Annotated in this window: 21 protein-coding genes; 17 read left to right on the forward strand and 4 right to left on the reverse strand. The window is 60.1% G+C overall.

Annotated elements, in window-relative coordinates; genetic code table 11:
- Positions 1 to 70 precede the first annotated feature (70 nt).
- The 3 genes from ACFZAI_RS13185 (at position 71) to ACFZAI_RS13195 (ending at position 1,985) form a co-directional block, all read left to right on the forward strand.
- Complete coding sequence (locus tag ACFZAI_RS13185) at positions 71 to 1,228, forward strand: DSD1 family PLP-dependent enzyme (protein WP_391567282.1); 1,158 nt, start codon at positions 71 to 73, stop codon at positions 1,226 to 1,228.
- 25 nt (positions 1,229 to 1,253) lie between these two features.
- Positions 1,254 to 1,649 carry a RidA family protein gene (locus ACFZAI_RS13190; RefSeq protein ID WP_391567283.1) on the forward strand — a complete coding sequence of 132 codons (396 nt, stop codon included), beginning with the start codon at positions 1,254 to 1,256 and terminating at the stop codon, positions 1,647 to 1,649.
- A 63-nt stretch (positions 1,650 to 1,712) separates the two neighbouring features.
- Entirely contained in the window at positions 1,713 to 1,985 is a 273-nt protein-coding gene (locus ACFZAI_RS13195) for a hypothetical protein (protein ID WP_391567284.1), read from the forward strand.
- Positions 1,986 to 2,000: 15 nt separating this feature from the next.
- Here the strand turns inward: ACFZAI_RS13195 and ACFZAI_RS13200 are convergent, their stop codons facing one another.
- Positions 2,001 to 2,303, reverse strand: coding sequence for a DUF2513 domain-containing protein (locus ACFZAI_RS13200; protein ID WP_054425587.1), 303 nt, complete (start codon positions 2,301 to 2,303; stop codon positions 2,001 to 2,003).
- Between the two features lie 120 nt (positions 2,304 to 2,423).
- On the opposite strand from ACFZAI_RS13200, the gene ACFZAI_RS13205 reads away from it, so the two are divergent.
- The 5 genes from ACFZAI_RS13205 to ACFZAI_RS13225 all read left to right on the forward strand — a co-directional run bounded on the left by ACFZAI_RS13205 (position 2,424) and on the right by ACFZAI_RS13225 (position 5,140).
- Positions 2,424 to 2,822: a hypothetical protein gene (locus ACFZAI_RS13205; protein WP_391567285.1), complete on the forward strand. Its 399-nt coding sequence runs from the start codon at positions 2,424 to 2,426 to the stop codon at positions 2,820 to 2,822.
- Between the two features lie 96 nt (positions 2,823 to 2,918).
- The gene (locus ACFZAI_RS13210; protein ID WP_391567287.1) at positions 2,919 to 3,239 is read left to right on the forward strand and encodes a hypothetical protein; all 321 of its coding nucleotides are present in this window, start codon (positions 2,919 to 2,921) and stop codon (positions 3,237 to 3,239) included.
- Between the two features lie 370 nt (positions 3,240 to 3,609).
- The gene (locus tag ACFZAI_RS13215) at positions 3,610 to 3,813 is read left to right on the forward strand and encodes a cold-shock protein (protein WP_006220190.1); all 204 of its coding nucleotides are present in this window, start codon (positions 3,610 to 3,612) and stop codon (positions 3,811 to 3,813) included.
- Between the two features lie 217 nt (positions 3,814 to 4,030).
- Positions 4,031 to 4,594, forward strand: coding sequence for a DUF924 family protein (locus ACFZAI_RS13220; protein WP_391567289.1), 564 nt, complete (start codon positions 4,031 to 4,033; stop codon positions 4,592 to 4,594).
- 339 nt (positions 4,595 to 4,933) lie between these two features.
- On the forward strand, positions 4,934 to 5,140 hold the full coding sequence (locus tag ACFZAI_RS13225; RefSeq protein WP_006225311.1) for a cold-shock protein: 207 nt from the start codon (positions 4,934 to 4,936) through the stop codon (positions 5,138 to 5,140).
- 106 nt (positions 5,141 to 5,246) lie between these two features.
- Here the strand turns inward: ACFZAI_RS13225 and ACFZAI_RS13230 are convergent, their stop codons facing one another.
- Positions 5,247 to 5,792, reverse strand: coding sequence for a TIGR00645 family protein (locus tag ACFZAI_RS13230; protein ID WP_391567290.1), 546 nt, complete (start codon positions 5,790 to 5,792; stop codon positions 5,247 to 5,249).
- Positions 5,793 to 6,054: 262 nt separating this feature from the next.
- Between ACFZAI_RS13230 and ACFZAI_RS13235 the strand changes: the two genes are divergently transcribed.
- The 5 genes from ACFZAI_RS13235 to lon all read left to right on the forward strand — a co-directional run bounded on the left by ACFZAI_RS13235 (position 6,055) and on the right by lon (position 13,000).
- Positions 6,055 to 6,810, forward strand: a complete 756-nt coding sequence (locus ACFZAI_RS13235) for a M48 family metallopeptidase (protein WP_054425126.1) — start codon at positions 6,055 to 6,057, stop codon at positions 6,808 to 6,810.
- A 164-nt stretch (positions 6,811 to 6,974) separates the two neighbouring features.
- The gene (gene tig / locus ACFZAI_RS13240) at positions 6,975 to 8,285 is read left to right on the forward strand and encodes a trigger factor (protein WP_391567291.1); all 1,311 of its coding nucleotides are present in this window, start codon (positions 6,975 to 6,977) and stop codon (positions 8,283 to 8,285) included.
- 4 nt (positions 8,286 to 8,289) lie between these two features.
- Entirely contained in the window at positions 8,290 to 8,943 is a 654-nt protein-coding gene (gene clpP, locus ACFZAI_RS13245) for an ATP-dependent Clp endopeptidase proteolytic subunit ClpP (protein ID WP_006220183.1), read from the forward strand.
- Between the two features lie 101 nt (positions 8,944 to 9,044).
- The gene (gene clpX / locus ACFZAI_RS13250) at positions 9,045 to 10,343 is read left to right on the forward strand and encodes an ATP-dependent Clp protease ATP-binding subunit ClpX (RefSeq protein WP_054425132.1); all 1,299 of its coding nucleotides are present in this window, start codon (positions 9,045 to 9,047) and stop codon (positions 10,341 to 10,343) included.
- Positions 10,344 to 10,549: 206 nt separating this feature from the next.
- A complete protein-coding gene (lon, locus tag ACFZAI_RS13255; RefSeq protein ID WP_054425133.1) occupies positions 10,550 to 13,000 on the forward strand; it encodes an endopeptidase La in 2,451 nt (816 codons plus the stop codon).
- A 114-nt stretch (positions 13,001 to 13,114) separates the two neighbouring features.
- Here the strand turns inward: lon and lexA are convergent, their stop codons facing one another.
- Both lexA and ACFZAI_RS13265 read right to left on the reverse strand, forming a co-directional pair.
- Complete coding sequence (gene lexA, locus ACFZAI_RS13260) at positions 13,115 to 13,765, reverse strand: transcriptional repressor LexA (protein WP_054425136.1); 651 nt, start codon at positions 13,763 to 13,765, stop codon at positions 13,115 to 13,117.
- A gap of 157 nt (positions 13,766 to 13,922) precedes the next feature.
- Positions 13,923 to 15,122: an amino acid aminotransferase gene (locus ACFZAI_RS13265; RefSeq protein WP_391567292.1), complete on the reverse strand. Its 1,200-nt coding sequence runs from the start codon at positions 15,120 to 15,122 to the stop codon at positions 13,923 to 13,925.
- Between the two features lie 76 nt (positions 15,123 to 15,198).
- On the opposite strand from ACFZAI_RS13265, the gene uvrB reads away from it, so the two are divergent.
- The 4 genes from uvrB to ACFZAI_RS13285 all read left to right on the forward strand — a co-directional run bounded on the left by uvrB (position 15,199) and on the right by ACFZAI_RS13285 (position 20,041).
- Positions 15,199 to 17,331 carry an excinuclease ABC subunit UvrB gene (uvrB, locus tag ACFZAI_RS13270; RefSeq protein ID WP_391567293.1) on the forward strand — a complete coding sequence of 711 codons (2,133 nt, stop codon included), beginning with the start codon at positions 15,199 to 15,201 and terminating at the stop codon, positions 17,329 to 17,331.
- A 249-nt stretch (positions 17,332 to 17,580) separates the two neighbouring features.
- Positions 17,581 to 18,072 (forward strand): low molecular weight protein-tyrosine-phosphatase, encoded by a 492-nt coding sequence (locus ACFZAI_RS13275; RefSeq protein WP_006225301.1) that lies wholly within the window; start codon positions 17,581 to 17,583, stop codon positions 18,070 to 18,072.
- A 193-nt stretch (positions 18,073 to 18,265) separates the two neighbouring features.
- On the forward strand, positions 18,266 to 18,808 hold the full coding sequence (gene iscR, locus ACFZAI_RS13280) for a Fe-S cluster assembly transcriptional regulator IscR (protein WP_391567294.1): 543 nt from the start codon (positions 18,266 to 18,268) through the stop codon (positions 18,806 to 18,808).
- 21 nt (positions 18,809 to 18,829) lie between these two features.
- Positions 18,830 to 20,041 carry an IscS subfamily cysteine desulfurase gene (locus ACFZAI_RS13285; protein ID WP_054425147.1) on the forward strand — a complete coding sequence of 404 codons (1,212 nt, stop codon included), beginning with the start codon at positions 18,830 to 18,832 and terminating at the stop codon, positions 20,039 to 20,041.
- Positions 20,042 to 20,069 lie beyond the last annotated feature (28 nt).

Consider the following 20,069-nt stretch of genomic DNA (forward strand, 5'->3'; position numbering starts at 1 on the left):
GCGCCATACTGCAAACCTTCCACGCCGCACGGAGCCGGCGTTTCTGTATTTGCCTGAACGAGACCTGCCCATGATTGCCACTGCCTCTGCCACTGCCACCCTGGATACGCTGGAAACGCCCTGCCTGTTGCTGGACGAAACCCGTATGACGCGCAACATCGAGCGCCTGAACGCTTTGATGGCCGACCATGGCGTGCAACTGCGCCCGCATCTGAAGACGCCCAAGTCGATCGAGGTGGCGCGCCGTGTCATGAGCCGCCCGCAGGGGCCTGCCGCGGTGTCTACCTTGCAAGAGGCTGAGCAATTCGCGGACGCTGGCGTCACGGATCTGCTCTATGCCGTCGGCATCGCGCCTGCCAAGCTGGAGCGCGTGCTGGCGCTGCGTGAGCGCGGCGTTGACCTGACGGTGGTGGTCGACAGCATCGACGCCGCGCGCGCCGTTGCCGCCCGCGCCAAGGTGGCGGGCGAGGGCATCCCCGCCCTGATCGAGATCGACTGCGACGGCCACCGCGCCGGCGTGCAGCCCGGCAATCACGAACAGCTGCTGGCCATTGCGCATGTGCTGAACGACGCTGGCTGCCTGCGTGGCGTGATGACGCACGCGGGGGAATCCTACGGATGCCGCAGCCTTGAAGCCATTGCAGACATGGCCGAACAAGAACGCGCGGCCGCGGTCGGTTGCGCCGAAGCGATCCGGCAGGCTGGCCTGCCGTGCCCGGTCGTGAGCGTGGGTTCCACGCCCACCGCCCACTTCGCACGCCACCTGGACGGCGTAACCGAGGTGCGCGCGGGCGTGTATGTGTTCTTCGACTTGGTCATGGCGGGCCTGGGCGTATGCGCCGTGGACGATATTGCGGCTACCGTGTTGACCACCGTCATCGGCCATCAGCCCGATAAGGGATGGATTCTGGTGGACGCCGGATGGATGGCCATGTCGCGCGACCGCGGCACCGCCAAGCAGCCGGTCGACCAGTTGTATGGCCTGGTGTGCGACGCCCAGGGCAAGCCGTATCCTGATCTTCTGCTCGCGGAAACCAACCAGGAGCAGGGCATCATCAAATTGCGCGCGGGCAGCAATGCCAGCCTGCCTGATTTGCCGATTGGCGCGAAGCTGCGCATCGTGCCCAACCATGCCTGCGCGACATGCGCCCAGCACGATGCCTACGAGGTCGTGCGTGGCAGCGACCCTGGCGTGGTGGCCCATTGGGAACGTTTCCGCGGCTGGTAAGAATTGATCTGAACAGGAAGTCGATATGGACATCATTCACACCCCCAACGCCACGCCGCCTGCGGGCCACTATTCGCAGGCGGTGCGTGCCAATGGCTTTGTTTTTGTGTCGGGGCAATTGGGCTTTTTGCCCGCTACAGAGACTGGCGCGCGGCCCAGTCTTGCCGTCGGTGCAACGGCCCAGACCGAAGCGGCGCTGCGTAGCGTCAAAGCCATTCTCGAGGCCGCAGGCGCGTCCATGGGATCGGTCGTCAACGTTACCGTCTACATCCCCGATATCGGGCTGTGGGACGAGGTCAATCGGGTGTACGAACGCGCATTCGGCGATCATCGCCCCGCACGAGCCGTGGTGCCCACCCGCGAATTGCACTATGGCGCGCTGGTCGAAATCAGCGTCGTTGCGGTTGCCGCTCAAGGGTGATGGCAGGCGCGAGTCGACGCCTATAATGCGGGCGCCTCAATGCCTTCGGGGGAGCACGTTCGCATGCAGTACGAATATCTGTTCTGGTCCATGGCCGCGATGGTGGCGGCCGCGCTGATCGGCGGCTCGCTCTGTGGCCGCTTGCGCTCGGTCAAGCACGTGCTGATGGGGGTTGCCGCCTTGGCCGCCGCCATTTTCGTCGCGGTGCTGCTGCTGGCGCGGCATGGGGGGTTTAGCGACTTGGCGGCGATGCTGTCCATCGCCGCCTTCATGTTCAGCCTGGTGATCGGCACGGCCGCATCACTGCTTACGCGGCGCATCCTGCAGCGCCGCTAAGCCCAGGCTTCAGCCTTATTCTTCGGCGTCGAACTCGTCGGCGTCGTCTTCGTCGTCTTCATCCTGTTCCAGGGCGTCGTAGCCCTTCCAGGTAATGCGCCAGCGCGCCGCGCCTGCGTTGGCGGCCGTTTCGCTCACCTGTTTGACCAGGCCTGCATCCTCAAGCAGGTCCAGGTGGTGCGCAATGACCTGCAAACCCTGCTCTTCGGGGTGCGGCGCCAAGGCGGCGTTCTTGATGTCGTGCGTGCTCAGGTTGGGGCCGGGCGCGTCGCGCAGGGCGCCCAGAATCGTGACGACCAGGTCGAAATCGCGTTGCATGATATTCACCGTTTTGGAAATAGGTAGGCCGACAATAGCAGAGTTCCGTGGCGCCGATGCGACAGGGCGCAAGGCCGGGTTACAGTCCAAGGTTCTCGACAACAGAACACGTAGAACCCTATGAAGAAACCCGCTGAACGCGATTGCCTCGCGGTGATCCCTGGCTACACGGGCCAGGCCGCCAAGCTCTTCCTGACGCGCGGCGAAGACGAAAGCATCACTGGCGTGACGGTTTATGACCTGCTGGGCCACATCAAGCTGCAAGCTGATGCTGAGGCCGCATCGGTCTGGATTCGCGACTGGCTCGCCCAAGAAGCCGACAACCGCAAGGCGCGTCGTACGCAATTGCAGGCGCAGATGTTCATCTGCAAGCTGGCCGGCGATGACAAGGCGGCCTTCCTGGCCGCCCAGAAGCCCCTCATCCGCGTCCTGACCGACGCCGGGGTGCGCTGCCGTACCGTGGCAGCAACGTCCGGGGCCGCGCGCCAGTCCCTTGGTCCGAATGTCAAGAAGCATTAGCCTAAGGCTGTTATAGTCGCGCCTGGGCGTGAGATTGCACCTGCACGGTGCGTGCGTCCAAGCGGGCTAGAGCCCGCAGATCAAGGAAGATTGAACATGGAAATAGTAAGTCGGCACCTTGCCGACGTGGCGGGCGGCGTCGAGCTGCTCACGACGCTGGATGGCGAGCCCATCAGCGTCTATGTCGTGGTGGGCGTAACCGATCTCAATGCGATCGCGGACATCGTCCCCATCGAAAAAGTCGAGGCCGGAGCGGATATACACGCTTCTAATGTCGACAATGTTGATAATGCGCAAGAACAAATCGACCAAGTCCTGGAAAATATGAATCCCGGCGACGTGGCGGTTTTCCTTTGCTCGGGTTCCGATGCTTTTGGCGCGGCGCTTGATCTGTTGGGTTTACCTATCGACGAGTAAGCCTGACGGCAAACCAAAGTGCCGATCTGAACGGCGTATGAAGGATGTACGCGTTTAGACGGCATTTATATAAGCCTTGATTGTTTTTTTATGTTGTATGGGTGTTTACACCTATGCAGGGACAAGTTTTGCCTATGAAAACGTGCAAATTTTCAACGCAGTTTCTCTTTGTTGCATTATTGGCACGTATTTTTTAGGATTATGTTGACTTGTGAGGGGAACATAACGATAGTGTCGGCACACGATCACAAGCGTTGCGATTTTCGTTCAGTGCCGTGCCTTTTCCGGCTCAGCGTTATTGTTCTACTGTCCCCTCCTTGATTGATTCGTGACCTCCGGGCATTTGCCCATTATCTCTAGGAAATACAGTATGGAAACCGGCGTCGTTAAGTGGTTCAATTCGGAAAAAGGCTATGGCTTCATCACCCCGGAAGCGGGTGGTAAGGATCTGTTCGCTCACTTCTCCGAAATCCAGGGTTCTGGCTTCAAGTCTCTGGAAGAGAACCAGCGCGTCAGCTTTGTGACGGCCAATGGCCCCAAGGGCCCGCAAGCCACGAAAATTCAGGTCCTGTAAAGGTCTGACTTTTCGCAAAAAGCCCCTTCGGGGGCTTTTTTGCGTTTGGACGCGGTATTCTCACTGCGTTCCGTTGTTCCGTTGTTCCGTTGTTCCGTTGTTCCGTTGTTCCGTTGTTCAGCTTGTTCGGGCTTTCTGGCCATATCCTGGCCGCGCCTGGAAGCTCCACAAGCGCCGCCACGCCTCTGGCGCCGCCATTGCCATCAGGACCCTCGCCATGACCTCTTCCTCGCCCCAGCCCGTTGCTATGCACCCGCAAGACGTCGTTGCGTTCTGGCGGGATGCGGGGCCGCAACAGTGGTTCAGCAAAAGCGATGCGTTTGACGCTGAATTCCGCCAACGCTTCGAAGCGGCGCACTGGGCTGCGGCCGGGCGTGAATTGGATGCGTGGCTGGAAGATGCCGACGGGGCGCTGGCGCTGATGATTTTGCTGGATCAGTTTCCGCGGAATGCCTACCGCGGCACGGCGCATATGTTCGCCACCGATCCGCTGGCTCAGAATTTCGCTGAACGTGCGATCGCATCTGGGCTGGATCTGGCGGTCGAACCGCAGATGCGTCAGTTTTTCTACATGCCGTTTGAGCACTCTGAAAGCCTCATGATGCAAAACCGGGGCGTTGCGCTGATGGAATCTTTGGATGCGGATACGCTGCGCTGGGCCGTCTTGCATCGCGACATCATCAAACGCTTTGGCCGTTTCCCCCATCGCAACGCCGCGCTGGGCCGGCAGACAACGCAGGCCGAACAACAGTTCCTCGATGCGGGCGGGTTTTCCGGCTAAGACCGCCTTGCCGGCAAGGCTTGGCGTGCGGCCAGACGGAACATCGCGTCGGTATCGCCATGTATCCGTTCATACCAATCTGAAAATTATCCGCGCTGGGCAGCCCCGCAGGGCTGCTGCCGCGTGCCCCGATCCGTATGCACCCGTGCCTGCGTCCTTCCATCATTCGCATATTTGACGTTTTTTGGCGTTCACCAATACACTGGGTTCAGCGAGATTTTCAAGAGACGCGGTCTGCGTTACTTGTCGCCGTCAGTGGTGCTGCGGTTGCTTCCTCTCCCATCCTTGATGATCTGGCGCCCCGCGAGAAATCGCTTCTTCTAGGTTCAAGGACACTCCATGGCAACCGGCATCGTTAAGTGGTTCAACGCCGAAAAGGGTTATGGCTTCATCATGCCCGATGACGGCAGCAAAGACCTTTTCGCTCATTACTCCGAAATCCGCAGCGAAGGCTATAAATCGCTGCAGGAAAACCAGCGCGTCACCTTCGAGGTCGGTACCGGCCCGAAAGGTCCCAGCGCGAAGAACATCAAGGTCGCGGCCTGATGTCTTTCGGGTAGCGCGCCGGCAAGCCCGGTGTTCGGCCCATAAAAAAGCCCCCATACCTGCGTATGGGGGCTTTTTTTGTCCTGCTTTTTCGTTGACCGTTTTCTCAGTGCTTGTGCGCGGGCGGCGTGGCCAGGCGATCCACCACGGCAATGCCGATTGCCGACAGGATGAACAGCGCGTGGATGATGGTTTGCCACATCACGCCGGCTTCGGTGAAGCGCGCATTCGGCGTACCGATCGTGCCGGCTTCGATAAACGTGCGAAGCAGATGGATGGACGAGATCCCGATGATGGCCATCGCCAGCTTCACCTTGAGCACGCTGGCATTGACGTGGCTGAGCCACTCCGGCTGATCCGGGTGGTTCTGCAGGCGCAAGCGCGACACGAAAGTCTCGTATCCGCCGACGATCACCATCACCAGCAAGTTCGAAATCATGACCACGTCGATCAGGCCCAGGACGAGCAGCATGATTTCCATTTCGCCAAAGCTGGTGGCGTGCGTCAGCAAGTGCCACAGCTCTTTCAGGAACAGCATGACGTAGACGCCTTGCGCGACGATCAGGCCCAGGTACAGCGGCAGTTGCAGCCAGCGCGAACTGAAGATCACGCTGGGCAAGATGCCTAAGCGGGGAGGGGGGTTCTCAATCATTGTGGGTGCGAGCCGTTTTGAGTTTGCAATAAAAGTGCGGCGGCAATTCTATCAATGCCTGACCGCGGCAGGCAGCAGTTTTTTATGACGGATGCGTGACGCAAAAGGCGCGCTATTAGCACGCTTGTTCAGCGCTTGCAGCGCTTTTATGTAAGCGAAACTGGCATTTGCGAAACTCTGTGGCGAAACGCTTTGAGAGCTTTGGCCGTATATAGAATTGCCGCCTCACTCGCATAGAGCCAGTCAAGAGGAGTTTGTTCCCATGAAGATCCGCTACACCGTTGCCGCGTTGACCGTTGCGCTTGCCCCTTTCTCCGCGTCGCATGCCCTCGATATCGGTGGCCTGGTGGGCGCCGGCAGCAAGGTCGTGCAAGCGGCCACCCTGAGCGATGCTGAAATCAAGACGCTGTCGGACAAGGCTTGCGCGCAGAGCGATTCGCAGGAAAAGATCGCCGCGCCGGGCAGCAAGTACGACGTGCGCCTGCAGAAGATCGCCAAGTCGCTGGGCGGCACGGTCAATGGCCAGAAGGCCAACTACAAGGTCTACATCACCAAGGACGTCAATGCCTGGGCCATGGCCAACGGCTGCATCCGCGTCTACAGCGGTTTGATGGACATGATGACCGACGACGAAGTGCTGGGCGTGGTTGGCCACGAAATCGGCCACGTGGCCCTGGGCCACAGCAAGAAGGCCATGCAGACCGCCTACACGGTGTCGGCCGCGCGTGACGCCGCTGGCGCTGCCGGCGGCGCGACGGTCGCCGCGCTTAACTCGTCGCAGTTGGGCGACCTGACCGAGAAGTTCATCAACGCGCAATTCTCGCAATCGCAGGAAAGCGCGGCCGACGACTATTCGTTCGATCAGCTGCAGGCCAAGAAGCTCAACACCCGTGGTCTGGTGACCGCGTTTCAGAAGCTTGCCGAGCTGGATGGCGGCAAGAGCGATATGATGAGCTCGCACCCGTCCTCGGCTAAGCGTGCTCAGCACATCGAAGATCGCATCGCCAAGGCAAAATAAGGCGTCTAATCGACGTTTGCCCTCCCTTTTCGGGCGGAAAACGGGGCGCGAGCAGCCGGGCAAATCCGGGGCTCGCGCCCCTTTGCGTCAGGGTTCCGGAAGTTTCCGGTAAAATGCCGCGTTTATCCGCCCGTAATCTCATCTCTCGGAAAATAGGTCTTTTAATGCAGCCTGTGGTTGAAACCCTCTCCGGCCTGGAGCGCCGTGTTGATCTGGCCGTCTCGGTGGCCGACGTCGAAAAGGAAGTCCAGGCGCAATTGAAGCGCGTGGCTCGCACCGCCAAGGTCCCCGGCTTCCGCCCGGGTAAAGCTCCGCTCGCCATGCTCGAGCGCAGCCATGGCCCCAGCATCCGCTACGACGTGATCAATAGCCAAGTTGGCCGTGCCTTCGAACAAGCCATCGACGGCGCGAAGCTGCGCGTCGCTGGCGCCCCGAACCTCGAACCCAAGACTGAAGGCGTTACCGACGACACGCTGGCGTTCACCGCCACGTTCGAGGTCTACCCTGAAGTTGCCGTGCCGGATCTGTCGGCGCTGGCCGTCACCCGCTACGAAACGGCCGTCACCGACGCCGAAGTGCAACAAACCCTGGACGTTCTGCGCAAGCAGCGCGCCACGTTCGAAGCCCGTGAAGGCCGTGCGTCGCAAGACGGCGACCGCGTCACGCTGGACTTCGCCGGCACCATCGACGGCGTGCCGTTCGAAGGCGGCAAGGCCGAAGACTTCCCGTTCGTGCTCGGCCAAGGCCGCATGCTGCCGGAATTCGAAGAAGCCGCTCGCGGCCTGAAGGCTGGCGAAACCAAGGTTTTCGAACTGAAGTTCCCGGATGACTACCAAGGCGTGGAAGTTGCCGGCAAGACCGCCGAATTCACCATCACCGTCAAGGAAGTGGCTGAAGGCGTTCTGCCCGAGCTGAACAGCGAATTCGCCAAGTCCCTCGGCCAAGCCGAAGGCGACGTCGAAAAGCTGAAGGCCGACATCCGCAGCAACATCGAACGCGAAGTCAAGGTCCGTTCGGCTGGCCGCACCAAGTCCAGCGTCATGGACGCCCTGGTCGAAGCCGGCAAGTTCGACGTGCCGAAGGCCCTGGTCGACAACGACGTGCAAGGCCGTGTCGCAGCTGCCCGCGAAGAGCTGAAGCAGCGTGGCATCCCCAACGCCGAGTCCGTGCCGATCCCGGCAGAAGCCTTCTCGACCGAATCCGAACGCCGTGTCCGTCTGGGCCTGCTGGTGTCGGAACTGGTCAAGCAAGAGCAACTGCAAGCCAAGCCCGAGCAAGTGCGCGCGCGCATTGAAGAGTTCGCAGAAAACTACGAACAACCCGCTCAGGTTGTCAGCTATTACCTGGCTGACCGCCAGCGTCGTGCTGAAATCGAGGCTATCGTGCTGGAAGACAACGTCGTCGCGCACGTGTTGGAAAAGGCCAAGGTCACCGAAGAGAAGGTGCCTTTCGATCAGTTGATGGGGATGGCGTAACACTATGCAGAGATTCACCGATTTCTATGCGGCAATGAATGGCGGGTCTTCGGTGACCCCCACCGGCCTGGGCTACATTCCCATGGTTATCGAGCAGTCGGGGCGCGGCGAACGCGCCTACGACATCTATTCGCGTCTGCTCCGCGAACGGCTCATTTTCCTGGTGGGTCCGGTCAATGACGCAACGGCCAATCTGGTTGTGGCGCAGTTGCTGTTCCTGGAATCGGAGAATCCTGACAAGGACATTTCCCTGTACATCAACTCGCCTGGCGGGTCGGTGTATGCGGGAATGGCCATTTTTGACACCATGCAGTTCATCAAGCCGGACGTATCGACCCTGTGCACGGGCCTCGCGGCCAGCATGGGCGCGTTCCTGCTGGCGGCTGGCAAGAAGGGCAAGCGTTTCACGCTGCCCAACTCGCGGATCATGATCCACCAGCCGTCGGGCGGCGCCCAGGGTCAGGCGTCCGACATCCAGATTCAGGCTCGCGAGATCCTGGACCTGCGCGAACGTCTTAACCGGATTCTGGCCGACAACACCGGCCAGTCGATGGAGCGCATCGGCCTGGACACGGAGCGTGACAACTTCATGTCCGCCGAAGATGCGGTATCGTATGGATTGGTGGACAAGGTGATGAGCTCCCGCTCGGAAGGCTGACTTCCCGGTTGATCTGAACCCGCTGCCATCAAGTTTGAGTAAGCGCATGCGCCGGGCCCGTTACCGGTCTGGCGCATCTTTACCTGAGATACGAAACAAATATGCCTGAAAAAAAGGGATCGGCAGACGCAAAAGTGCTGCATTGCTCGTTTTGCAATAAAAGCCAGCATGAAGTCCGCAAGCTGATCGCGGGTCCGTCGGTATTCATCTGCGATGAATGCATCGATTTGTGCAACGACATCATCCGCGAGGAAGCGCAGGCTACCGCGCGCGCGGCGATTCGTTCCGAGCTGCCCACTCCGGCTGAAATCAAGACCTTCCTGGATCAGTACGTGATTGGGCAAAATTCGCCCAAGCGCATGCTGGCCGTGGCGGTCTACAACCATTACAAGCGCATTCGTCACGGCGAGATCAAGGGTGACGAAGTCGAGCTCTCCAAGAGCAACATCATGCTGATTGGCCCCACCGGGTCCGGCAAGACGCTCTTGGCTCAGACGTTGGCGCGCATGCTGAACGTGCCGTTCGTCATGGCTGACGCCACCACGCTGACCGAAGCCGGTTACGTGGGCGAAGACGTCGAAAACATCATTCAGAAGTTGCTGCAGAACTGCAACTACGAAGTCGAGAAGGCGCAGCGCGCCATCATCTACATCGACGAAATCGACAAGATTTCCCGCAAGTCCGACAACCCCTCGATCACCCGCGATGTGTCGGGCGAGGGCGTGCAGCAGGCCTTGCTCAAGCTGATTGAAGGTACGGTTGCCTCGGTGCCCCCGCAGGGCGGCCGCAAGCACCCCAACCAGGACTTCGTTCAGGTCGACACGACCAACATCCTGTTCATCGTGGGCGGCGCCTTCGACGGACTGGAAAAGGTCATCCGCGACCGCACCGAGAAATCGGGCATCGGTTTCTCGGCGTCGGTACGCGCCAAGTCCGAACGCGGTGTGGGCGAGCTGTTCTCCGAAGTCGAACCGGAAGATCTGATCAAGTTTGGTCTGATCCCCGAGCTGGTCGGCCGTCTGCCCGTCGTTGCGACGCTGGACGAACTCGACGAAGCGGCGCTGGTGCAGATTCTGACCGAGCCCAAGAACGCCTTGCTCAAGCAATTCCAGAAGCTGTTCGCCATGGAAGGCGCCGAGCTCGACTTGCGGCCTGCCGCACTGAAGGCTATCGCCCGCAAGGCGCTCAAGCGCAAGACCGGTGCTCGTGGCCTGCGTTCGATCATCGAACAGACGTTGTTGGACACCATGTACGAGTTGCCTTCACAAGGCAACGTGAAGCGCGTGGTCGTTGACGAGAACGCGATCGAAGGCGAGGGCAAGCCCTTGCTGATCTACGCGGACGAAGCCAGCGAGACCGACAAGCCCGAGCGCGGAGAAGTCCGCGACGCGGCAGCCTGATATTTCAAAAAAGCCCGTTCCTGTAACGGGTTTTTTTGCCTTTCCGCCGCCCTCCGGGGCATTTTTTTTCCCCTTACGGATATCTGGCAGCCGAGATCTTGAATTTTCGGCTATTGTTCCCATAACAGACGTAACTGACGTGGATAGCTCGGGGTATACCCCGGCCTCCTGTCCCCGATACGCCGAGTCATACCGAGGAACCTCCTATGTCTGCCAGCCAGACCCTGCCTTCCGACCCGATCGACCTCCCTCTGCTCCCACTTCGTGACGTCGTGGTGTTTCCGCATATGGTCATCCCGCTGTTCGTCGGCCGTCCGCGCTCTATCCGCGCGCTCGAGGTTGCGATGGAAGCGGGCAAGAGCATCATGCTGGTGGCCCAAAAGTCCGCCGGCAAGGATGATCCCACCCCTGAAGACGTCTACGAGATCGGTTGCGTGGCCGGTATTCTGCAGATGCTCAAGCTGCCCGACGGCACCGTCAAGGTGCTGGTCGAAGGCACCCAGCGTGCCCGCATCAACAGCATTGAAGATGCCGATTCGCACTTCACCTGCCAGGTGACGCCGATCGAACCGGACGCCATGCAGGGCTCCGAGACCGAGGCCCTGCGCCGCGCGATCGTCGCCCAGTTCGAACAGTACGTAAAGCTCAACAAGAAGATCCCCCCGGAGATCCTGACCTCGCTGGCTGGCATTGATGATGCCGGACGCCTGGCCGACACGATCGCCGCGCATCTTCCGCTGAAGCTCGAGCAGAAGCAAAAGATGCTCGAGATCGTCGGCACGTCTGAGCGCCTTGAAGGTCTGCTCACCCAGCTCGAAACCGAAATCGACATTCTCCAGGTCGAGAAGCGGATTCGCGGCCGCGTGAAGAAGCAGATGGAAAAGAGCCAGCGCGACTACTACCTGAATGAGCAGGTCAAGGCCATTCAGAAAGAGTTGGGCGAAGGCGAAGAAGGCGCGGACATCGAAGAGCTTGAAAAGAAGATCATCGCTGCCCACATGCCGAAAGAGGCGCGTAAGAAGGCCGATGCCGAGCTCAAGAAGCTCAAGCTCATGTCGCCCATGTCGGCTGAAGCCACGGTGGTGCGCAACTACATCGATACGCTCATCAACCTCCCCTGGAGGAAGAAGAGCAAGATCAACAACTCGATCGCCAACGCCGAGACGGTGCTGGACAACGACCACTACGGTCTGGAAAAGGTCAAGGAACGCATCCTCGAATATCTTGCCGTGCAACAGCGCGTGGACAAGGTGAAGGCGCCGATCCTGTGCCTGGTCGGCCCTCCGGGTGTGGGCAAGACCTCGCTCGGGCAATCCATCGCCAAGGCGACGAACCGCAAGTTCGTGCGCATGGCGCTGGGCGGCGTGCGCGACGAGGCCGAAATTCGCGGCCACCGTCGTACGTACATCGGCTCGATGCCGGGCAAGATCGTTCAGAACATGTCGAAGGTTGGCGTGCGCAATCCGCTGTTCCTGCTTGATGAAATCGACAAGCTGGGCATGGATTTCCGCGGCGACCCGTCCTCGGCGCTGCTCGAAGTGCTGGACCCGGAACAGAACCACACGTTCCAGGACCACTACATCGAAGTCGACTTCGACCTGTCCGACGTGATGTTCGTGGCCACCAGCAACACGCTGAATATTCCGCCGGCCCTGTTGGACCGTATGGAAGTGATCCGCCTGTCCGGTTACACGGAAGAGGAAAAGATCCATATCGCCCGCGACCATCTGCTGCCGAAGCTGATGAAGAACAACGGCGTGAAGGACAGCGAGTTGACGGTCGATGACAGCGCGCTGCGCGACATCGTTCGCTACTACACCCGCGAGGCTGGTGTGCGTGCGCTCGAACGCGAAGTGGGCAAGATCTGCCGCAAGGTCATCAAGCAATTGCTGACCCAGACGGATCGTGCCAAGGCCGAAGGCAAGACCCTTGAGGTCAAGCCGGTCAACGTCACGGGCGACAACCTGAGCGACTATCTGGGCGTGCGCCGCTACACGTTCGGTATGGCCGAAAAGGAAAACCAGATTGGTCAGGTGACGGGTCTGGCGTGGACGGAAGTCGGTGGCGACCTGCTGACGATCGAAGTCGCGGATATGCCCGGCAAGGGTGTCATCCAACGCACCGGTTCGCTGGGCGACGTGATGAAGGAGTCGGTTGAAGCGGCTCGTACGGTAGTGCGCTCGCGTGCTCGCCGTCTGGGCTTCGCTGACAGCGTCTTCGAGAAGCACGACATGCACGTGCACGTGCCGGAAGGTGCGACGCCCAAGGACGGTCCGTCCGCGGGTATCGCCATCACGACGGCCATGGTGTCCGCGTTGTCGCGCATCCCGGTGCGCGCTGATGTCGCCATGACCGGCGAGATCACGCTGCGCGGCGAAGTGCTGCCGATCGGCGGCCTGAAGGAAAAGCTGTTGGCGGCGCACCGTGGCGGCATCAAGACGGTCTTGATCCCGGAAGAAAACGTCAAGGATTTGGCGGAGATTCCGGACAACGTCAAGAACCACCTTGAAATCGTGCCGGTTCGTTGGATCGACAAGGTGCTGGAGCTGGCGCTGGAACGTCTGCCGGAACCTCTGGCAGAGGATGAAGCCGTCAAGGAACCTCTGGTTGCCAAGCCGGCCGAGCCGGGTTCGACTGATCCGGTGCTCAAGCACTGATCGTGACACCCAGGGCGCCTTCGAAAGCAGGCGCCCAATAAAAACCCCGCTGCGGCGGGGTTTTTTACTGGCTGGAAGTTTCGTGGAAAACCATCTTCCACGAAGCTTCCGCGCTTAATGCAGGGCGTGAGTTCGGATCAAGCCAACCGCGATGCCTTCCAGTGCGAATTCCTGATCGGCTTCAACGATGATGGTTTGGAAGTCAGGGTTTTCGGGCAACAGCTCGATATGGCCGTTTGTGCGTTGCAGCCGTTTGACGGTGACGTCGTCACCCAGGCGGGCCACGACGATTTGGCCATTGCGGGCTTCGGACGCTTTCTTCACAGCGAGCAAGTCGCCTTCAAGAATGCCGGCGTCGCGCATGCTCATCCCACGAACCTTCAGCAGGTAATCGGGCGCTTGCGCAAACAGGTGCGGGTCGACGCCCACTTCGCGTTCGACGTGCTCGGCCGCAAGAATGGGGCTGCCAGCGGCCACACGGCCCACCAGGGGCAGCAGCAACTGTGCAAGTGAGGGCAGGGGCAGGGAAGTCTGCGAGGATGCAGCGGCGCTGTCCTTCAAGCGGATGCCGCGCGATGCGCCGGCGGTAAGCTCAATGGCGCCCTTGCGGGCCAAGGCTTTAAGGTGATCTTCCGCTGCGTTAGGTGAGCGAAAGCCCAAAGCCTGGGCAATTTCGGCACGCGTGGGCGGGAAGCCGGTGCGCGTAACCGTTTGCCGGATGAGGTCCAGAATTTGTTGCTGGCGATCTGTAAGTTTGCTGGCCATGGCGATGATCCGGTGCGAGCGGACTGTACATATATACAGCGCCATTCTGGGGGACGCAGCGCAAAAATGCAAGCCGTGGGTGGCGCCAAAAACAAAACGGAGCCCGAAGGCTCCGTTCTTTAGGGCGCAGGCCTTCAGGCTCGCTCCGATTCGGCGCTTACAGAACGGCTGCGATGCCGGCTGCGACCTTGTCGATGTTGCCGCTGTTCAGGGCGGCAACGCAGATGCGGCCGCTGGACACCGCGTAGACGCCGTGCTCTTCACGCAGGCGATCAACTTGAGCCGAGGTCAGACCCGAGTACGAGAACATGCCGCGTTGTTCCAGCACGAAGCTGAAGTCCTGCTTGCCGCCGTGTTCCTTGATCTTCTCGACCAGTTGCTTGCGCATCAGGCGGATGCGGTCACGCATGCCGGCCAGTTCTTCTTCCCACATCGCGAAGAGTTCGGGCGAGTTCAACACCGTGGACACCACCGTGCCGCCATGGGTCGGCGGGTTCGAGTAGTTGGTGCGAATCACGCGCTTCAGTTGGCTCAGCACGCGAACGGCTTCGTCCTTGCTGCCGGCCACAACCGTCAGGGCGCCCACGCGCTCGCCGTACAGCGAGAACGACTTCGAGAACGACGAGCTGATGAACATGGTCATGTCCAGGTCGGCGAACAGGCGCACGACCGCAGCATCTTCCTTCAGGCCTTCGCCAAAGCCTTGGTAGGCGATGTCGAGGAACGGGACCAGGTTGTTTTCTTTGACGACGGCGGCGATCTGCTTCCACTGGTCGGCGGTGGGGTCCACGCCGGTCGGGTTGTGGCAGCAAGCGTGCAGCACGACGACGGTCTTGGCCGGGGCGGCCTTCAGGTCGGCCAGCATGGCGTCGAAGTTCAGGCCGCGGGTGGTGGCGTCGTAGTACGAGTACGTGCCAACTTCAAACCCGGCGCGTTCGAACAGCGCGCGGTGGTTTTCCCAGCTGGGGTTGCTGATCAGGACCTTGGAGCCCGGCAGCAGGTGATGCAGGAAGTCGGCGCCGATCTTCAGCGCGCCGGTGCCGCCCAAAGCTTGGGTGGTCAGTACGCGGCCGGCAGCGGCCAGCGCGGAATCTTTGCCCAGCAGAAGCGCTTGCGCACCCTGGTTGTATCCGGCAATGCCTTCGATCGGCAGGTAGCCACGGGCGGCAGCGGCTTCAATGCGGGCGGTTTCAGCTTTGCGAACGGCGCCCAGCAGGGGAATACGACCTTGATCGTCGTAGTACACGCCCACGCCCAGATTGACTTTTCCGGGACGCGTATCCGCGTTGTATTGTTCGTTCAGACCAAGAATGGGGTCGCGCGGCGCGAGTTCGACGGAATCGAAAAGGTTGCTCATGGGACTCTGATGAGGATGGGTGGACGCAGTACGATGTGCTGTGGATAATGGGGGGTTTACCCTGGAACAGTCTAGCATGCCCAAGAGCCCAATAGACCCGAGCAGCGCGGGAGATCTGACCGATGATCTCGCTGCGGATCTGACGGCGGCGCCGGCATCGGCTGCGGCCTTGCCAAGCGGGGAGGTCAAGCCCGGCTTCGTCGAGTTTCCAGATAGCCCATTCCAGCTGTATCAGCCGTATCCGCCGGCAGGTGACCAGCCTGCCGCCATCGAGGGCCTGACCCAAGGGGTCGAAGATGGCCTCATGTTCCAGACGCTGCTGGGCGTGACGGGGTCGGGCAAAACTTACACCATGGCCAACGTGATCGCCCGTATGGGGCGCCCCGCGCTGGTGCTGGCTCCTAACAAGACGCTTGCCGCGCAGCTTTATGCAGAAATGCGTGAGTTCTTTCCCAAGAACGCGGTTGAGTATTTTGTGTCGTATTACGATTATTACCAGCCCGAGGCCTACGTGCCGACGCGCGACCTGTTTATTGAAAAGGATTCGTCCATCAATGAACACATCGAGCAGATGCGGCTGTCGGCCACCAAGAGCCTGCTGGAGCGCCGCGACACGATCATTGTGGGTACGGTCTCCTGCATCTACGGTATTGGTAATCCGGGTGATTACCACGCGATGGTGCTGATCCTGCGTAGCGGCGATCAGATTTCCCGCCGCGAGATCCTGGCGCGCCTGGTGGCCATGCAATACACGCGCAACGATGCCGAATTCACGCGGGGTGTGTTCCGGGTTCGTGGCGAAACCATTGACATTTTCCCGGCTGAAAGCGCCGAGTTGGCGCTGCGTCTGACCCTGTTCGATGACGAGATCGAAAGCCTGGAGCTTTTCGACCCGCTGACGGGCCGCATTCGCCAAAAGCTGCCGCGCTTTACGGTTTACCCGGGCTCGCACTACGTAACGCCGCGCGATACTGTCCTGCGCGCCATCGAAACCATCAAGGAAGAGCTGCGTGATCGCGTGAAGCGCTTCGTTGACGACGGGCATTTGGTTGAAGCGCAGCGCCTTGAGCAGCGCACCCGTTTTGACCTGGAAATGCTTCAAGAGCTGGGCTTCTGCAAAGGCATCGAGAACTACTCGCGGCATTTGTCGGGCGCGGCGCCGGGCGAGCCGCCGCCCACGTTGATCGACTACCTGCCGTCCGATGCGCTGATGTTCATCGACGAAAGCCACGTCACGATCGGCCAACTGAGCGGCATGTACCGCGGTGACCGATCGCGCAAGGAAACGCTGGTTCAGTATGGGTTCCGCCTGCCATCCGCCTTGGATAATCGGCCCCTCAAGCTCGAAGAGTTCGAAGTCCGCATGCGCCAATGCGTGTTCGTTTCGGCGACCCCGGCCGCGTACGAAAAAGAGCACGCCGACAACGTTGTCGAGCAGGTGGTGCGGCCGACGGGCCTCGTCGACCCCTTGGTTGAGGTGTTGCCCGCCCGCACGCAGGTGGATGACTTGCTGGGCCAGATCAAGGCCCGGGTTTCGCTGGGCGAACGCGTGCTGGTCACGACCCTGACCAAGCGCATGGCGGAAGACCTGACGGACTTCCTCAGTGAGCATGGCGTGAAGGTCCGGTACCTGCATTCGGACATCGACACCGTCGAACGCGTGGAAATTCTGCGCGACCTGCGGCTGGGAACGTTCGACGTGCTGGTGGGGATCAACCTGCTGCGTGAAGGCCTGGATATCCCCGAGGTATCGCTCGTGGCGATTCTGGACGCGGATAAGGAAGGTTTCCTGCGTTCAGAGCGCAGTCTGATTCAGACCATTGGCCGTGCTGCCCGCAATTTGAATGGGCACGCGATTCTGTATGCGGACCGCATTACGGATTCCATGCAGCGCGCCATGGAGGAAACCAGCCGCCGCCGCGCCAAGCAGCTGCAATTCAACATTGACAACGGCATCACGGCGCGCGGCGTGCAGAAGGCGGTGCGCGAGCTGATTGACGGCATTGTGGCGCCGGTGCAGCACGACGCACTGGAAGCCGCGGTTCCCGCCGAGTTCCTCAAGGACGAAAAGGCGTTGGCACGAGAGCTCAAGCGCCTGGAAAAGTTGATGATGGATCACGCGCGGAACTTGGAGTTCGAGCAGGCTGCCGCCGCCCGCGACGCCCTGACTGCATTGAAGCAGAGGGTGCTTCTGGATGGCGCAGTGTGAAGGAATTCGCGTTTCTGAATGTATCTGGTTGCTGACAGCTAGCTGAACTGTTGTAAAGACTACTGCACTGCAATCAGGCTTTCATAAACCTTGTAATTTATGGGATATCAAGCTAAGAGTTTACTTGTTAAGAAATCAGTAAGTTACTGATTTTTAAGGATAAATTAAGCTGATGTATTTGCTCTTATCCAATCGGAGATTTGCAAAAAAAGCTTGCCTTATCTCGGGTTTTCCCGCACACTTACTCCCATGATGACCAAGGTACTTTTCGTTTGCATGGGCAATATCTGTCGCTCGCCGAGCGCAGAGGGCGTGTTTCGCCATTTGGTGAATGACGCGGGTTTGGGCGACGTCGTTCGCATCGACTCTGCGGGCACGCACGCGTTTCACATCGGCGAGGCGCCTGATGCCCGGGCGCAGGCTGCGGCGCGTAAGCGCGGCTACGAGATCACGCACTGTGAGGCGCGTCAGGTCACCGCGGAAGATTTCCGCGATTTTGATCTTATCCTCGCCATGGACTGGGACAATCTGTCCGCCATGCAGCAGCAGTGCCCCAAAACCTATCAGCACAAATTGATGCTGCTGATGCGTTTCGCCAACGAGTTCGAAGAGGCCACCGTGCCTGATCCGTACTATGGCGGCGCAGACGGCTTCGGCAAGGTGCTCGACTACCTGGAAGACGCCTGTCAGGGTGTTCTTGAACTGGTCCGTAAGCGCGCTACTCAGTATCAAGCGGCTTGATCGCTTTTCCGTAGAGCCGCCTGTAGTGCGGCTCTTGGCGTACTGGGGCAGTGAAAAAACCGCGCAACTGCGCGGTTTTTTCTAGCCGGGAGCCATACCAAATTAGTCGGGAATAGGCTATACTTGACCCAATTACTCGGGTATTGACCGCTGGATTCGCTGGCGGCCATTGCCGAATCACAGGGAACCCACCATGCGGCTAACTACCAAAGGGCGTTTCGCCGTGACTGCCATGATCGATCTGGCTATGCGGCAGCATAGCGGCCCGGTCACTCTTGCGGCCATCAGCCAGCGTCAGAATATTTCGCTTTCCTATCTGGAACAGCTGTTCGGAAAACTGCGTCGCCACGAACTCGTGGATAGCGTGCGCGGTCCGGGCGGCGGTTACTCGCTTGCGCGTCTTGCGCGCAACGTTACCGTTGCCGACATCATCTTTGCGGTTGATGAGCCGCTGGACGCCACCAGCTGTGGCGGCAAACGGGACTGTACGAGCGGCAATGACGGCAAGCCGGGCAAGTGCATGACGCACGAGCTCTGGGCCACATTGAATCGCAAGATGGTCGATTACCTGGATTCGGTGTCCCTGCAAGATCTCGTTGATCAGCAGCGCGTGCGCCAATTGCAGGAAGCCAGCAATCAAGCGCAGGCCTGCGCGGTACGTGTGAATCGGGTGGGTGGGGCGAACGCCGCCGCCAATGCCCCGACCACGGCCGTCGCCGCCAATGCCACCGTATAAGCAGTATCAGGAGTTGTAGATATGACCACCCGCCCGATTTATTTTGACTATTCGGCCACGACACCCGTCGACCCCCGCGTCGTGGACAAGATGGTGCCCTGGCTGTACGAGAATTTTGGCAATCCGGCATCGCGCAGCCACTCGTTTGGCTGGGAATCCGAAGAAGCCGTTGAACGCGCCCGCGAAGAAGTCGCCAAGCTGGTCAATGCTGACCCGCGTGAAATTGTCTGGACTTCCGGCGCTACGGAATCCAACAACCTGGCCATCAAGGGCGCTGCGAACTTCTACGCCGAACGCGGCAAGCACATCATTACTGTGAAGACCGAGCACAAGGCGGTGTTGGACACCTGTCGCGAGCTCGAGCGCCAAGGCTTCGAAGTCACGTATCTGAATGTGAAAGATGATGGCCTGATCGATCTGGATGTCTTCAAGGCTGCGCTGCGCCCTGACACCGTGCTGGTGTCGGTGATGATGGTCAACAACGAGATCGGCGTGGTCCAGGACATCGAGACCCTGGGCGAGATCTGCCGCGAGAAAGGGATCATCTTCCACGTGGACGCCGCTCAGGCGACCGGCAAGGTGGAAATCGATCTGCAAAAGCTGAAGGTCGACCTGATGTCGTTCTCGGCGCACAAAACGTACGGCCCCAAGGGGATCGGTGCGTTGTACGTGCGCCGCAAGCCGCGCATCCGCATCGAAGCGCAAATGCATGGCGGTGGCCACGAGCGTGGTTTCCGTTCGGGTACGTTGGCTACGCATCAGATCGTCGGCATGGGCGAAGCTTTCCGCCTGGCCCGCGAAGAAATGGGCACCGAGAACGAACGCATCCGCATGTTGCGTGACCGTCTTTGGAATGGCCTGTCGCAGATCGAAGAGGTCTATCTGAATGGCGACATGGACCAGCGCGTGCCGCATAACCTGAACGTCAGCTTCAACTATGTCGAAGGCGAGTCCCTGATCATGGCGATCAAGGAACTGGCCGTTTCCAGCGGTTCGGCCTGCACTTCGGCCAGCCTGGAACCTTCCTATGTGCTGCGCGCACTGGGCCGCAACGACGAGCTGGCGCACAGCTCGATCCGCTTCACCTTGGGCCGTTTCACGACCGAAAAGGAAGTGGATTACGCGATCGAACTTCTCAAGAGCCGTGTTGGCAAGCTGCGCGATATGTCGCCGCTGTGGGAAATGGCCAAGGAAGGCATCGACCTGAACACCGTGCAGTGGGCTGCGCACTAAGCGCCCGCGCCAAGAAATACGTGGAGAA

Source organism: Achromobacter sp. NPDC008082 (assembly GCF_042957345.1).
GTDB lineage: Bacteria > Pseudomonadota > Gammaproteobacteria > Burkholderiales > Burkholderiaceae_B > Achromobacter > Achromobacter kerstersii_A.

What these genes read in the sequence shown, in the direction of transcription:
- ACFZAI_RS13230 (WP_391567290.1), bottom strand. Translation starts at nt 5,792, where the DNA reads ATGATTGAGAACCCCCCTCCCCGCTTAGGCATCTTGCCCAGCGTGATC.
- ACFZAI_RS13225 (WP_006225311.1), top strand. Translation starts at nt 4,934, where the DNA reads ATGGCAACCGGCATCGTTAAGTGGTTCAACGCCGAAAAGGGTTATGGC.
- ACFZAI_RS13275 (WP_006225301.1), top strand. Translation starts at nt 17,581, where the DNA reads ATGATGACCAAGGTACTTTTCGTTTGCATGGGCAATATCTGTCGCTCG.
- ACFZAI_RS13200 (WP_054425587.1), bottom strand. Translation starts at nt 2,303, where the DNA reads ATGCAACGCGATTTCGACCTGGTCGTCACGATTCTGGGCGCCCTGCGC.
- lexA (WP_054425136.1), bottom strand. Translation starts at nt 13,765, where the DNA reads ATGGCCAGCAAACTTACAGATCGCCAGCAACAAATTCTGGACCTCATC.
- clpP (WP_006220183.1), top strand. Translation starts at nt 8,290, where the DNA reads ATGCAGAGATTCACCGATTTCTATGCGGCAATGAATGGCGGGTCTTCG.
- uvrB (WP_391567293.1), top strand. Translation starts at nt 15,199, where the DNA reads ATGCCCAAGAGCCCAATAGACCCGAGCAGCGCGGGAGATCTGACCGAT.
- ACFZAI_RS13185 (WP_391567282.1), top strand. Translation starts at nt 71, where the DNA reads ATGATTGCCACTGCCTCTGCCACTGCCACCCTGGATACGCTGGAAACG.
- ACFZAI_RS13285 (WP_054425147.1), top strand. Translation starts at nt 18,830, where the DNA reads ATGACCACCCGCCCGATTTATTTTGACTATTCGGCCACGACACCCGTC.
- clpX (WP_054425132.1), top strand. Translation starts at nt 9,045, where the DNA reads ATGCCTGAAAAAAAGGGATCGGCAGACGCAAAAGTGCTGCATTGCTCG.
- lon (WP_054425133.1), top strand. Translation starts at nt 10,550, where the DNA reads ATGTCTGCCAGCCAGACCCTGCCTTCCGACCCGATCGACCTCCCTCTG.
- ACFZAI_RS13210 (WP_391567287.1), top strand. Translation starts at nt 2,919, where the DNA reads ATGGAAATAGTAAGTCGGCACCTTGCCGACGTGGCGGGCGGCGTCGAG.
- tig (WP_391567291.1), top strand. Translation starts at nt 6,975, where the DNA reads ATGCAGCCTGTGGTTGAAACCCTCTCCGGCCTGGAGCGCCGTGTTGAT.
- ACFZAI_RS13235 (WP_054425126.1), top strand. Translation starts at nt 6,055, where the DNA reads ATGAAGATCCGCTACACCGTTGCCGCGTTGACCGTTGCGCTTGCCCCT.
- iscR (WP_391567294.1), top strand. Translation starts at nt 18,266, where the DNA reads ATGCGGCTAACTACCAAAGGGCGTTTCGCCGTGACTGCCATGATCGAT.
- ACFZAI_RS13195 (WP_391567284.1), top strand. Translation starts at nt 1,713, where the DNA reads ATGCAGTACGAATATCTGTTCTGGTCCATGGCCGCGATGGTGGCGGCC.
- ACFZAI_RS13215 (WP_006220190.1), top strand. Translation starts at nt 3,610, where the DNA reads ATGGAAACCGGCGTCGTTAAGTGGTTCAATTCGGAAAAAGGCTATGGC.
- ACFZAI_RS13205 (WP_391567285.1), top strand. Translation starts at nt 2,424, where the DNA reads ATGAAGAAACCCGCTGAACGCGATTGCCTCGCGGTGATCCCTGGCTAC.
- ACFZAI_RS13220 (WP_391567289.1), top strand. Translation starts at nt 4,031, where the DNA reads ATGACCTCTTCCTCGCCCCAGCCCGTTGCTATGCACCCGCAAGACGTC.
- ACFZAI_RS13265 (WP_391567292.1), bottom strand. Translation starts at nt 15,122, where the DNA reads ATGAGCAACCTTTTCGATTCCGTCGAACTCGCGCCGCGCGACCCCATT.
- ACFZAI_RS13190 (WP_391567283.1), top strand. Translation starts at nt 1,254, where the DNA reads ATGGACATCATTCACACCCCCAACGCCACGCCGCCTGCGGGCCACTAT.